A 12,282-nucleotide genomic window follows, 5' to 3' on the forward strand; every position below is an offset into this window, starting at 1 on the left:
TATTCCGTTAGAAATTATCCTGCCACGTCGATCTAACGGATGTATAGCGATTAGGCGTTAGAATTTCTGTGACGAGCGCGATATGCCGGATCCGGAGCGTTCTCAGGAACGACGAAGGGCCGCAACCGAAGTCGCGGCCCTTCTCGGGGTTCTGGTCAGTGTTCGGACTTGTGGCGGGCGTAGTGCCTGGCGGCGCGGGCCCGGTTGCCGCACCCGGCCGAGCACCACTCGCGCCTGGGGTGGTCCTTGACGAAGTACAGGACGCATCCGGGCCCGTAGCAGGCCCGCAGCTCCTCGCGGCCGGGTCCGGTCAGCAGCGCGATCGCCTGCGAGGCGATGAGTGAGCGGCTGCGCGCGGCACTCGATCCGCCGCCCGGTCGGCTCAACCGCAGGTCGCCGTCGCCGAACTCCAGGTGCGGCCAGGCCGGTGCGGCCTCGACCGCGTGATTGGCCTCGGCGACCGCCTCGGCGACCTCTGCGGTCGGCGAAGCGGCCTTCTCGCGCGTGTCATCGGTGACGAAGGCGGCCAGTCGGCGCAGCGCGTCGCGGAGCGAGCGGAAGGCGGTGAGGTCGGCCTCGCCCAGTGCGGTGTCCCCGTGCTCCGGATCGACCGCCGCGAGCCAGGCGCGCAGGTCGTCGACCGTGGCGAGGTCGTCGTGCAGGCTCGAGCGATCGGCCCAGATCGTGTTCATGAGCCGGACGGGCACCGGTTCGTCGGGGTGCAGTAGCGCAGGCATTATCTAACGATAACACCGGGTATTAATCGTTAGAAGATTTCGGCGCGGCGCACCCGCGCCACGATGGCGCGACCACCGGGAGGAGGCCGTCGCCGCGTCCCGGATCGTCCTGAACGCGCAAGACCCCGCCGCGTTCGCGCGAGTCCCAAAGGGCGGCCGCAGGCGCCCGACGCTGCTACGGTCGAGACGTGAGGGCCCTCGCGCTCTCGGCCCGAGCAGACCGCCCGGATCTGCGGTCATCTGCGGGGACACCGTCGCGTCGAGGGTCTCCGAACCGGGTCGTCGGGAGGGGACATGGACAGCGAGCGGAAGCCGGTGGAGCTCGATCCGAAGGTCGCGATGGGGCTGCTCATCCACGCCGAATTCGGACGCGTCGCCTTCGTCGCCGACGGCCTGCCGACGATCAGGCCCCTCAACCACGCGGTCTTCGAGGGCCGCATCCTCGTCCACACGGGTCATGCCTCGGTGTTCGCCGAGGCCGTGCGCGCGCAGCCGGGGCTCGAGGTCGCCTACCAGGTCGACGAGATCAAGCCGCACAGCAGGCTGGGCTGGAGCGTCCTCGTCGCGGGGACCGCCGTCGACGTCACGGGCGAGCGCGGCGCCGAGCAGCTGGGGAAGCGGGTCCAGTCCTGGATCAACCGGCCCCTCGACACGGTCATCGCCATCAAACCGCGAACGGTGACCGGTCTGCGCCTCACCATCGGCGACTGACGCGGCCATCCGCCGCTCGGCCCTCAGCCCAGGTCTTCGCGTACCAGCAGGATCACCTCGTCCATGTCGATGGCGCCGCGATGCCGTGCCTCGATCGCCGCGAGGCCCATGACGCACGACCACAAGGGTTCCGAGTATTCGGCCTCCATCCAGAGCGCCACGGCGTACAGCGCGATGCGCATCGACGCGAGCATTTCGGGGTCGGTCTCCGTCCGGCGCGCCACCAGTTCCATCAGCGGCGCCTGCATTTCGGTGAGCATGTCGTCCACCTGCTGGCGGGGGCGGAAACGACGCGGCTTGGCAGTGCGGCCGTAGTTCCGCCTGACTTCGTCGAGCAGGTTCGGGAGCTCGTGAGGCAATGGTGCTTTGGCCGCGTGCACCATTTCGGCCAATCGGTTGGGCAATTTGAAAGCCGTTGGAAGGCCGTTGGCGGGGAGCCGAGTCGCGAGCAGGAGCGAACCTGCGGTTTGCAGGAATCCTGGAGCGCTGCCGCTGGCGCGGAAGCGATCGCGATGCAGTCGGTACGAGACCTGGACGGCCCACCGCGTCGCCTCCAACAGCGTTTCGATCTCCTCGTGGATCCTCGCCGCCGGAATCGCGGGGATCTGGACCTGGCCGCTCCTGCTCGGTCCCGATCCGTTCGTGTTCGCGAGCCGCTGGATCGCCAGGAGGTAGATGGAATCGGCGTCGGCGTACCAGGCCGTTTCCGCGACCGTTTCCGCGAAGGAGTTGGCATATTGACGGTGGGAGTTGAGGGTCCGGGCCAGGACGGACTGGGTATCGCCGGGCCGGGTCACGCGGTCGACAGCCGTCTTGTAACTTCGCGCGGTCTTCTGCAAGGCGGCACAGGCGTCCCTGATCCGCACCGCCGCGTGCTCCGCCAATTCCGACCGGCCCGTCAGATCGAACCGGCTCAGCATGAACCGCCAGTCCTCGCGGACCCGATCCTGCAGCTGCCTAGCGGGTATCTCGAATCCCAGGTTGGCCCTTTGGCCGACGTATCTGGGCTCCACCGCGTTCCTGCGTCGAGACTGAACCCAGACGGCTTGCCGTCCGAGCCGCCCGGAGGACAGCGGTGCTTGCATCTCACCAAGGCGAGGCAGCCGGTACTGGAAGCCGCCGTGGTCGAATCGTTCGAGCCAGTCCATGAAGGAGGACACCTCGTCGGGCCACAGCCCCATGAGCACATCCTCCGGGCCGAACCGATGCGCGGAGGATCGGAACCCTCTGGCGTGCTCCGCTCTGGCGAACAGCCGATACACCTCCCGGTTCACCGGCGCGGCGCAGATCGTCCTGCCGGTGAGCGGCCTGACGTCGCGCAGGTTCCGGGCGATGGTCTCGTTGCAGACGACGAAGTACTCCTCGCTGTCCACAGGGTGCTCCGCGAGGAGGAACGCTTCGATGCGGTCGAGGAGCCGCGGATCGACTTCCCCGCCGCTCAGTTCGACCTCATGCCGCAGCTCGATCGCGAGCGTCCAGCCTTCGGCCGTTCCGGCGTCGGCACACGCTTCGATCAGCGGGGCCGAGTCGTAGGCGGTCGCCCAGAACAGCGCCGTGTTGCGCCACCAGCGCTTGCCGATGCGGCCGGCCAGCACCTCGACCCGCCCCTGCTCGTAGAGCTCCTTCGCGGCCAGGTACTCCTGGAAGGACAAGTGGGCGAACATGTACGCGTCCGAGTCCAGGAGCGACAGCAGGCCGTTGTCGCAGAGGTCCGCCAGCAACTCCCGCGCGGACACCCCGATCTCGAATTCCTCGACCAGTTCCTTGATCAGCGGCAGCGGATCGAACTGCACGGACTCCTCGAGCATCATCTCGAGCGCGAGCCGCTGCACGACGCGGAGTTTCGGCTTCAGGTCGAGCCGGTCCACCGGTGCGGTGAGTTTCACCCGGTTCCGTCGCTCGAACAGCAGCATCTCGACCATGCGCTCGTACAGTTCGCCCCGGCTGGCGGGCAGCCCATCGTCGCTGTTGCGGTGCACGTACACCATGAGCTGCAGCAACAGCGGCGTGCTCGCGAGGTCGTAGAGCGCCGGATCGGCCCGGAGGCTCGCCAGCAGCTCGGCTTCCTGGTCGGCGGCGGACCGCGCGTCCAGTTCGCCTCCCTTCCTGAAGGCGCGGTAGCAGTTCCGCACGAACTCATTGATCTGATCCCAGGTCAGCGGGCAGACCTCCAGCACCAGGTCGGCCGCGTCGAAGCTCGCCGACTCGAAGCCGAGCTCCCGCGAGGTGACCACCAGGTTGCAGTCCGGGTAGCTGCCGTGCTGCTGCTCGGCCCACAGCATCACGGCGGGCCGGTGCAGCGCGGGGACCTCGTCGAGCCCGTCGAGCATGATCATGCAGCGGCCCTTGGCCAGCCAGCGCTTCACTTCCTCGACCGGAAGTTCGTCGGGGTTGACCCAGCGGGCGCTCACCGCGATCTCCGCGAGGCCGATGCCGGGGTTCTCGATGATCTGTCCCAAGTGGTGGGCGAGCGCCACGAGGATCGGCATCGGCGCGTTCGGGTGCCGCTTCCGCGCCATCCGCATGGCGGCGGAACGGAGCAGAGTGGACTTGCCGGAGCCTGGCAGCCCGTACACCGCGAACTGCGCTCCCCTCCGCCCGAGCAGGAAGTCGTCGAGTGCGGCCCGTCTGCCCGGGCGGCCCGGCACCCAGCCGAAGACCTTCTGGCCGCCGACTTCGGTCTCGTCGTCTCGCAGGGAGACGTCGACGTACACGTCGGCGAGCGTCAGCCCCGGGAGCGCGCGGGAGACGGCGCCGAGCAGGGCCACGCTGTTCAGGTATCCGTGGCGTCGGATGCGGCTTCGATACCGCAGCACGCAGAGGTACGAGCGCACTCGCCGCCACAGGGCCTAGCAGACGCCCGCCGCGATCAGGGCGCCGCAGGCGACGCCGATCCACAACGGACTGCCCTTGGTGGAGACGAGGTAGGTCGTCGAGGCCGCGAAGACGGCGGCCACCGCGCCGACGATCGCGGTCGTCTCCATGGTCGTTCGGCGGCTGGGGGAGGGGGCAGGGAGCATCGGGGCAGCTTTCGGAACGGGCCATCGGCTCGTCCAGTGCCGTTGGCACAGTGCGAACACGAGGCGGGCCTGCATCCTGAATGACTGATCTTATCGCCGCAGCTCGATCTCGTCGGGTGTCGATGAGCCGCTCTGTCGCCCCGGTCGAGCCGCCGGGCTCGGTTTTCCGCTGCCCTCCACCACTTGCGGTCCCGAGCCCGAGTTATGTAAATTGAAGAAATTAAATATCACGATCATCAATATCCGCTGGACATCGCCCAGTTCACGATCGTGATCACTTCTCTCCGAACAGGAGCGGCACACCATGACCTCCTCCTCACCCGCGACCGCCGCGAGGCGGCCGCGGCGACTCGCCTTCGCGATCGCCGTGCTCCTCGCGGCGTCCCTCGTCGCAACCTCCTTGGCCCTCTGGCAGAGCGCCAAGGCCAGCGCGCTCGAAATCGGCACCTGGTACAACCTCGAGTCCCGGCATTCGGGGTTGGTGATGGGCATCCGGGCGGCCTCGACCGCCAGCGGCGCCGAGCTGGTGCAGTGGTCCAGCAACGGCTCTCACGACCAGCAGTTCCGCTTCGTCGACGCGGGCGGCGGCTACTACAAGATCCAAGTGCGCCATTCGAACCTGGTGCTCGACGTCGACGGCGGCAGCACCGCCGACGGCGCCAAGGTCCAGCAGTGGGGCGACGCGGGCACCGCGAACCAGCAGTGGAAGGTGACCGAAACGGGCGGTTACGCCACGATCGTCAACCGCGCTTCGGGCAAGGCGCTCGACGTCTGGGAGTGGTCGACCGCGTCCGGCGGCCGCATCTCCCAGTACGCGCCCACCGGCGGCGCGAACCAGCAGTGGAAGCTCGTTCCCGTCGGCGGCACCGGTCTGCCCCCGGGCGTCGACGTCCTCGACGGCTTCGGCGAGGGCACCACCGGCGGCCAGGGCGGCACCACCGTCACCGTCACCAACCAGGCCGACCTCGAGCGCTACGCAGCCGCCTCCGGCGCGTACACCATCAAGGTCGCGGCCACGATCAATATGAGCCCCAAGGGCAGAGAGATCCCGGTGTCCTCGAACAAGACGATCATCGGCGTCGGCGAGTCCGGGCAGATCGTCGGCGGCGGGTTCTTTCTCGGCGACGCCACGAGCAACGTCATCCTCCGCAACCTCACCATCCGCGACACCAAGATGGCCGACGACGACCCCGGCGACGACCTGTACGACTACGACGGCATCCAGATGGACGGCGCTGACCGCGTCTGGATCGACCACAACCGCATCTACAACATGAACGACGGCCTCATCGACTCCAGGAAGGACACCACGAACCTGACCGTCTCCTGGAACCACCTGGGCCCCAACAACAAGTCCTTCGGCATCGGCTGGACCGAGAAAGTCACCGCCCGGATCACCATCCACCACAACTGGATCCAGGGCACCAGCCAGCGCAATCCCAGCACCGACAACGTGGCCTACGCGCACCTCTACAACAACTACCTGCAGAGCATCACCGGCTACGGCAACTACTCGCGCGGCCAGACCAGGATGGTCCTGGAGAACTCCTACTTCCAGAACGTCAACAACCCGTACTACCCGGACTCGACCGCGCAGTTGCGCGAGAGCGGCAGCATCTGCTCCGGCTGCACCGGGCGCCGCGAGACCCTCGGTTCCGCCTTCAACCCGTCCAGTTTCTACACCTACACGCTCAACCCGGCCGCCGAGGTGCCCGGCCTCGTCGGCACCTACGCCGGTCCCCAATCCTGGCTCGGCGTCTGACCCGACGGTCCCCGGGCGGCCCCGTCCGTCCGCGATCCGGTCGAGCCCCGGACAGCGCAAAGCGGGGCGGGAGCCGCATGGCTCCCGCCCCTCCAGCTCAAGTCCGCTAGGACGCCGCTGCGCCCAGGACTCGCGCCTTCTCCGTCTCGAACTCGGTATCGGTGAGCTTCCCCCGGTCGTGCAGATCGGCGAGCACCCGCAGCTGCTCGGCGACATTGTCCGGCGCGTACTTCGCGACGAACGCGCGACTGCTCTCATCGATGGCCTCACGCTCCGCGACGGTCGCGCCGGCCGGGCGGGCGATCAGGTAGATGAGCGTGCCGAAGAACGGCAGCAGGATCACGACCACGACCCACAGCGCCTTGAGCCAGCCTTTGAGATCGTCCCGGCGGAAGATGTCGAACAGCGCGAACATCCACACCATCATCAGCGGCAGCCAGATCACCAGCAGCCAGAAGAAATCCCAGAACGACATGGCGTCCCCCTCATGCCTGGATCGCGACCGGACCGGCCCCGACTACGACTCACTATTGCAAGATCTCGCATGACATGTCGCGAATTCGGGCGCTCTCCTCGTCGTCCACGAGCCTCCGGCGGAAAGGCGCTCAAGCTCGGGCAGGATCCCTCCGTTGAACTGGTTCCCGGGGAATTCGATCAGCACCGCGCGGCGCAGCCCCGTCAGCGGCGTTGAACGCGAGAACGCCCCGGTCAGGGCCCGATCGGTCCTAGTATTTGGGGGCCCACGCGGCATTCTTCGAAGGAGCGAGACCATGTCCGACGACGCGTTGAACCCGGCCGAGCGCGAAGAACTCGAACGGCTCCGCGCCCAGGCATCCCGCACGGGGAACGGCCGGCACGGGCTGCGCTGGACCGGATCGGTCGTACTGCTGGTGCTCGGGGCGATCGTGCTCATGCTGGCCTCCGTGACCGTGTTCGCACGCAACGAGGTCCTCAACACAGACCGGTTCACCGAGACCATGGAACCCCTCTACCACGACGCCGAGGTCCGCGCGGCCGTCGCCGCCCGCATCTCGAACGCCGTCGGTGAAGCCCTCGACGTCGAAGCACTCGTTGACGAGGCGATCGCCGCCGTCCAGACGAGGGGCGGCCCCGAGGTCCTCGACAGGCTCGCCGTGCCGCTCGCCTCCGGCATCAACGGGTTCATCGACAAGCAGGTCACCGCGGTCGTCTACTCCGACCAGTTCACCGACCTGTGGCGCGAGGCCACCCGGAGCGCCCACACCGCGCTCGTCTCCCTGTTGCGGGGCGAGGACGGCGGACTCCTCGAACTCCAGGGCCAGGACCTGGTGCTCGACCTCGGGCCCGTCGTCGAACGGGTCAAGGACCGCATGGTCGAGGCCGGATTCGCGCTGGCCGAAAGCCTTCCGGCGGTGTCGGTGACCTTCACGATCGCCAGCTCGGAGGCGTTCCCGCAGGCGCGGACCGCCGCGGCCCTGCTCGACGCAGCGGCCTGGATCCTGCCGTTCGCCGGGCTCGCGCTGCTGGCCGGCGGAGTCGTCCTCGCGCCGAGCCGCCGCCGGGGCCTGCTCATCGGCGCTCTCTGCGTCGCCGGCGCGATGCTGCTGCTCTCGGCCGGGCTCACGGTCGGCCGGGGCGTGTATCTCGCGGGGCTCGGCGACGCGGTCCAGTCACCGGCCGCCGCGGCGAACGTCTACGACACGGTCACCCGCTTCCTCAAGGGCGCGGCCGAGACCATCACCGTCCTCGCGCTCATCACCGCCCTCGTCTGCTGGCTGCTCGGGCCCGGGACGGTGGCGCGGGGTTCGCGCAGGCTCGGCGCTTCGGGCCGCGACGCCGCCGCGCGGGGCATGGCCGGTGCGGGACTGACCTTCGGCGGCTTCGGCGGTTTCGTGCTCCGCCACCGCCGGACGATCGAGGTGCTCCTGGTCGTCGGCGGTCTGCTCTGGATCGTCCTGTGGCGACACCCCGGCGTCTCCGGCGTCATCACGGTCGTCGTGGTCGTGGCGGTGCTCGCCGCCGTCGTGGAGCTGATCGGCCGCACCGCCTTCGAGGCCGAGCGCGAGCCGGGCCCGATCCCGGCCTGAGCGGGCCCCGCGGTCACCAGTGGCGCGCGACCTCGTAATGCTCGGCCAGGTGGATGAGGTACCGGCTGTCGTATTGGAGGAGTTCACGGTAGAGGTCGGGATCGGGCCTCTCACCGGGGCGGGTCAGGGCCAGCTGGGCGATGTAGGAGACGAGCGGGTCGCCCGGGTAGCTGACACCGTCGGTGGGGCTCTCCTCCAGCCAGGACAGCAGGGGGTGCAGCGCCGCCTGTACCGCCTTCGTGACTCGCTCGGCGTGGTCCAGCAGCGCATTCGGCCCTATCAGTTCGGGCCAGAACTCGGTCTCGGCCTCGATGGTGAGGGCCACGGCGAGCGTCAGCTCGTACTTGAAATCGGAGTCGATCGTCCATTCCGGCAGCGGGTACCGCGCGTCGAGCGCGGCCCTCAACGACGCCTCGGCAAGCATCGGTCAGGCGCTCTTCCGCTTGGAGGCGGGCGCCTTCTTCGCCGTCTTCTTGCGCGCGGTCGACTTCTTCGCGGTCTTCTTGGCCGCTTTCTTCACGCTCTTCTCCGCGGCCTTCTTGGCCGGCTGCTTGGCCGACTGCTTCGCCGGGCGCCGCCTGCCCGAGCCCGACTTCGTCTGGTCGACGCTCTTGGCCAGCGCCTCCATCAGGTCGATGACCTTCGCCTTGGGCTCCGCCTTGACCTTCGCCTTGAGCGTGCGGCCTTCCGCCTTGGCCTCGATGAGGTCCTGCATGGCCTCTTGGTACTCGTCGCTGTACTCCCCGGGGTCGAAGTCGTCGATGGCCATGGACTCGATGAGGGTCGCGGCCATCTTCAGCTCCGCCTGCCTCGTCTCGCCGCCAAGCCCGGAGGCCTCGGGTTCGCGGATCTCGTCGGCCCAGACCATCGTGTGCAGGACCAGCACCTCGTCGCGGGGGAGGAGGGCGGCGAGGCTCTCGCGGCGGCGCAGCGTGACCCGGACGATCGCGACGCGGTCGGCCTCCACGAGGGCCTCGCGCAGCAGCGCGTACGGCCTGGCCGCGGCCTTGCCCGGTTCGGCGTAGTAGGACCGCTCGTAGTAGATCGGGTCGATCTGCTCGGCGGGTACGAATCCGATGACCTCGATGGTCTTCGACGTGCTGATCGGCAGGTCGGCGAGGTCGTCCTCGTCGAGGATCACGATGTCGCCCTCGTCGGTCTCGGTGCCCTTGGCGATGTCCTCGGGGTCGACGACCTTGCCGTCGAGCTCGCAGACCTTCTGGTAGCGGATCCGGCCCCCGTCGGCCGCGTGGTACTGATGGAGGGAGAGGTCGTGGCTGCCGGTGGCCGCACGGAGCCGGATCGGGATGCTCACCAACCCGAACGCGATCACGCCGTCCCAGATCGCACCTGGCATGACCACAGCATGGCACTGAGGGTGATGATGCGCGTGCGTTAAGTGATAATTCTTCGTTTGTCGGCGCCGCCGGTCGGGTATCTTCCGCTCATGCCACGCAAGCTCGACGAATACCGCAGCAAACGGGACTTCTCGAAAACCGGCGAGCCCTCGGGCGGCCGCAAGGGCGACCGCGGCGACCGGTTCGTCATCCAGCGGCACGAGGCCTCCCGCCTGCACTACGACCTCCGCCTCGAGATCGACGGCGTGCTCGTCTCCTGGGCCGTCCCGAAGGGCCCCTCGCTCAACCCGGAGGACAAGCGCCTCGCCGTCCGCACCGAGGACCACCCCCTCGACTACGCCGAGTACGAGGGGCGCATCCCCGAAGGCGAATACGGCGCGGGCACCATGATCGTCTGGGACGCCGGCACCTACGAGAACCTCACCGAGAAGCGCGGCAAGCCGGTCCCGATCGGCGACGCCCTCGAACACGGCCACCTCGTGGTGCGGCTCGACGGCGAGAAGCTCAACGGCGCGTTCGCGCTGTCCCGCATGGGCGAAGACCACGACTGGTTGCTCGTCAAGGTCGACGACGAAGGCGCCGACCGCCGCCGCAAACCCGCCAAGACCCAGCTCGAATCCGTGCTCAGCGGGCGCACCAACAAGGACTTGGCGTGAGCGGCTTCCGCGAGCCGATGCTCGCGACCCTCACCGAACGCCGCTTCTCCAACGCGGCCTGGATCTTCGAGCGGAAGTTCGACGGCATGCGCGCGCTGGCGGTCCGCGAAGGCGGTGCGGCGCCGCAATTGTGGTCGCGCAACGAGAAGCGCCTCGACAAGCGCTTCCCCGAGCTCGTCGACGCGCTCGCCGAACTCGGCGGGCCCGAGTTCACCGCCGACGGCGAGATCGTCGCGTTCGACGGCAGGCAGACGAGCTTCGCCCGCCTGCAGGCCCGCATCCACCTCACCGGCGCGACCCGGATCGCCGCCACCGGCGTCGAGGTCTACTACTACCTGTTCGACCTGCTCTCCTTCGAAGGCGAGGACCTGACGCGGCGGCCGCTGCGCGAGCGCAAGCGGATCCTCAAGGGCGCGTTCCACTTCCAGGACCCGCTCCGATATTCCGTGCACCGCAACTCCGACGGCGCGGCGTACTACGAGGACGCGTGCGGGCGCGGCTGGGAAGGCCTGATCGCCAAACGCGCGGACTCGCGCTACCGCAGCGGCCGGTCGACCGACTGGCTCAAGTTCAAATGCGTACGCGACCAGGAGTTCGTGGTCGGCGGCTTCACCGACCCGCAAGGTTCGCGCTCCGGTTTCGGCGCGCTGCTCGTCGGATACCACGAAAGCCAGGGCCTGCTGCGCTACGCGGGCAAGGTCGGCACCGGCTACGACGACCGCACCCTGCGGGCCTTGCGGGCGCGGATGGACGACCTGTCCCGGGACGCCAGCCCCTTCGCCGACCAGGTCCGCGAGAAGAGCGCGCACTGGATCGAACCGGAGCTGGTCGTGCAGGTGGGCTTCACCGAATGGACCGGCGACGGGATGCTCCGCCACCCCCGGTACCAGGGCGAGCGCACCGACAAGGCTCCCGAGGACGTCGTGCGGGAAACGGCCTGACATGGCGCCCCTCATCCATGTGGCCGGACACGACATCAAAGTGACCACGCTCGACAAAGTGCTCTTCCCCGACGACGGGATCACCAAGGGGGACATGCTCGTCCACTATCTCGCCGTCGCCGAGGCGATGCTCCCGCACCTGGCCGGGCGCCCGCTGACCCTGCGCCGCTTCCCGCACGGCATCGTCACCGAGGGGTTCTTCCAGAAGGACACCGGCGGGCGCTTCCCCGACTGGATCGACACCGTCGAAGTCGCGCACCGGCACAGCGAGGGCAGCGTCCGGTACGTCATGTGCGACGACGCCGCGTCGCTGCTCTACCTCGCCAACCAGGGCACCATCGAATTCCACATCTGGACCGCGACCGTGGCCAACCTCGGCCACCCCGACCGGCTCGTCATGGACCTCGACCCGCCGCAGGGCGTCACCGTGGCCGAGCTCCGCTCCGTCGCCCGGCGCGCCCGGGACCTCTACGCCGACCTCGGCCTCACCGCGTACCTCCAGGCCACCGGCGGACGCGGCTACCACGTGGTCGCGCCCCTCGACCGCGGCGCGAACTTCCGGTTCGTACGCGACCTCGCCGGAGACCTCGCCGCCCGCCTCGCCGCCGACGACCCCGACCGGCTCACCACCGCGCACCGCAAGAACCGCCGCGGCGACCGGATCTTCCTCGACGTCAACCGCAACGGCCGCGCCCAGACCTTCATCGCCCCGTACTCGCTGCGCGCCCGCCCCGGCGCCACCGTCGCGACCCCGCTCGAGTGGAGCGAGCTCGGCCGCTCGACCCCGAACGGCTTCACCACGGCCGCGGTCCGCCGCCGCCTCGCCCGAAAGGCCGACCCCTGGGCCGGCATGGACGACCACGCCGCCTCCCCCGGAGCCGTGCGCAAGCGGCTGGACGCCCTCGACGATTGACGCAAGGCCCTTGACACAGAAACCGTTATCTATGAAACTGGCCATAGAAACATCGTATCTATCAAGGATTTGCAGCTGAAGAATCAACTTGAATGTCGTAGTTAAGCGGAAATAATCA

At 68.5% G+C, this 12,282-nt stretch carries 12 protein-coding genes; 6 read left to right on the forward strand and 6 right to left on the reverse strand.

The features are described from left to right. Positions 1-155: 155 nt before the first annotated feature. Complete coding sequence (locus tag O1R50_RS15320) at positions 156-737, reverse strand: CGNR zinc finger domain-containing protein (RefSeq protein ID WP_270110957.1); 582 nt, start codon at positions 735-737, stop codon at positions 156-158. 294 nt (positions 738-1,031) lie between these two features. Between O1R50_RS15320 and O1R50_RS15325 the strand changes: the two genes are divergently transcribed. Then, positions 1,032-1,448, forward strand: a complete 417-nt coding sequence (locus O1R50_RS15325) for a pyridoxamine 5'-phosphate oxidase family protein (protein ID WP_270110958.1) — start codon at positions 1,032-1,034, stop codon at positions 1,446-1,448. A gap of 23 nt (positions 1,449-1,471) precedes the next feature. On the opposite strand, the gene O1R50_RS15330 is transcribed toward O1R50_RS15325, so the two are convergent. Both O1R50_RS15330 and O1R50_RS15335 read right to left on the reverse strand, forming a co-directional pair. Then, the gene (locus tag O1R50_RS15330; protein WP_270110959.1) at positions 1,472-4,216 is read right to left on the reverse strand and encodes an NACHT domain-containing protein; all 2,745 of its coding nucleotides are present in this window, start codon (positions 4,214-4,216) and stop codon (positions 1,472-1,474) included. Positions 4,217-4,297: 81 nt separating this feature from the next. After that, positions 4,298-4,468, reverse strand: a complete 171-nt coding sequence (locus O1R50_RS15335) for a hypothetical protein (RefSeq protein ID WP_270110960.1) — start codon at positions 4,466-4,468, stop codon at positions 4,298-4,300. A gap of 304 nt (positions 4,469-4,772) precedes the next feature. Between O1R50_RS15335 and O1R50_RS15340 the strand changes: the two genes are divergently transcribed. After that, positions 4,773-6,230: an RICIN domain-containing protein gene (locus O1R50_RS15340; RefSeq protein ID WP_270110961.1), complete on the forward strand. Its 1,458-nt coding sequence runs from the start codon at positions 4,773-4,775 to the stop codon at positions 6,228-6,230. Positions 6,231-6,336: 106 nt separating this feature from the next. Here the strand turns inward: O1R50_RS15340 and O1R50_RS15345 are convergent, their stop codons facing one another. Next, entirely contained in the window at positions 6,337-6,705 is a 369-nt protein-coding gene (locus O1R50_RS15345) for an SHOCT domain-containing protein (RefSeq protein WP_270110962.1), read from the reverse strand. 295 nt (positions 6,706-7,000) lie between these two features. On the opposite strand from O1R50_RS15345, the gene O1R50_RS15350 reads away from it, so the two are divergent. After that, entirely contained in the window at positions 7,001-8,296 is a 1,296-nt protein-coding gene (locus tag O1R50_RS15350) for a hypothetical protein (protein ID WP_270110964.1), read from the forward strand. Between the two features lie 13 nt (positions 8,297-8,309). Here the strand turns inward: O1R50_RS15350 and O1R50_RS15355 are convergent, their stop codons facing one another. Beyond that, the gene (locus O1R50_RS15355) at positions 8,310-8,720 is read right to left on the reverse strand and encodes a hypothetical protein (protein WP_270110965.1); all 411 of its coding nucleotides are present in this window, start codon (positions 8,718-8,720) and stop codon (positions 8,310-8,312) included. Between the two features lie 3 nt (positions 8,721-8,723). Next, positions 8,724-9,653 carry a non-homologous end joining protein Ku gene (ku, locus tag O1R50_RS15360; protein WP_270110966.1) on the reverse strand — a complete coding sequence of 310 codons (930 nt, stop codon included), beginning with the start codon at positions 9,651-9,653 and terminating at the stop codon, positions 8,724-8,726. Between the two features lie 90 nt (positions 9,654-9,743). On the opposite strand from ku, the gene O1R50_RS15365 reads away from it, so the two are divergent. From O1R50_RS15365 to ligD (O1R50_RS15375), 3 genes are read left to right on the forward strand one after another with little or no spacing between them, the layout of a single operon-like run. Then, the gene (locus tag O1R50_RS15365; RefSeq protein WP_270110967.1) at positions 9,744-10,310 is read left to right on the forward strand and encodes a DNA polymerase ligase N-terminal domain-containing protein; all 567 of its coding nucleotides are present in this window, start codon (positions 9,744-9,746) and stop codon (positions 10,308-10,310) included. Continuing rightward, positions 10,307-11,251, forward strand: coding sequence for a non-homologous end-joining DNA ligase (gene ligD, locus O1R50_RS15370; protein ID WP_270110968.1), 945 nt, complete (start codon positions 10,307-10,309; stop codon positions 11,249-11,251). Before O1R50_RS15365 ends, ligD (O1R50_RS15370) begins: the two co-directional genes overlap by 4 nt. A gap of 1 nt (position 11,252) precedes the next feature. Next, positions 11,253-12,164 carry a non-homologous end-joining DNA ligase gene (gene ligD / locus O1R50_RS15375; protein ID WP_270110969.1) on the forward strand — a complete coding sequence of 304 codons (912 nt, stop codon included), beginning with the start codon at positions 11,253-11,255 and terminating at the stop codon, positions 12,162-12,164. Positions 12,165-12,282: the final 118 nt, after the last annotated feature.

The sequence above is a fragment of the Glycomyces luteolus genome, assembly GCF_027622875.1.
Classification (GTDB): Bacteria; Actinomycetota; Actinomycetes; order Mycobacteriales; family Micromonosporaceae; genus Glycomyces; species Glycomyces luteolus.

Bases quoted from the DNA above. Each gene is read 5' to 3' on its own strand.
- O1R50_RS15320 (WP_270110957.1), bottom strand. From the start codon at position 737: ATGCCTGCGCTACTGCACCCCGACGAACCGGTGCCCGTCCGGCTCATG.
- O1R50_RS15325 (WP_270110958.1), top strand. From the start codon at position 1,032: ATGGACAGCGAGCGGAAGCCGGTGGAGCTCGATCCGAAGGTCGCGATG.
- O1R50_RS15335 (WP_270110960.1), bottom strand. From the start codon at position 4,468: ATGCTCCCTGCCCCCTCCCCCAGCCGCCGAACGACCATGGAGACGACC.
- O1R50_RS15340 (WP_270110961.1), top strand. From the start codon at position 4,773: ATGACCTCCTCCTCACCCGCGACCGCCGCGAGGCGGCCGCGGCGACTC.
- O1R50_RS15345 (WP_270110962.1), bottom strand. From the start codon at position 6,705: ATGTCGTTCTGGGATTTCTTCTGGCTGCTGGTGATCTGGCTGCCGCTG.
- O1R50_RS15350 (WP_270110964.1), top strand. From the start codon at position 7,001: ATGTCCGACGACGCGTTGAACCCGGCCGAGCGCGAAGAACTCGAACGG.
- O1R50_RS15355 (WP_270110965.1), bottom strand. From the start codon at position 8,720: ATGCTTGCCGAGGCGTCGTTGAGGGCCGCGCTCGACGCGCGGTACCCG.
- ku (WP_270110966.1), bottom strand. From the start codon at position 9,653: ATGCCAGGTGCGATCTGGGACGGCGTGATCGCGTTCGGGTTGGTGAGC.
- O1R50_RS15365 (WP_270110967.1), top strand. From the start codon at position 9,744: ATGCCACGCAAGCTCGACGAATACCGCAGCAAACGGGACTTCTCGAAA.
- ligD (WP_270110969.1), top strand. From the start codon at position 11,253: ATGGCGCCCCTCATCCATGTGGCCGGACACGACATCAAAGTGACCACG.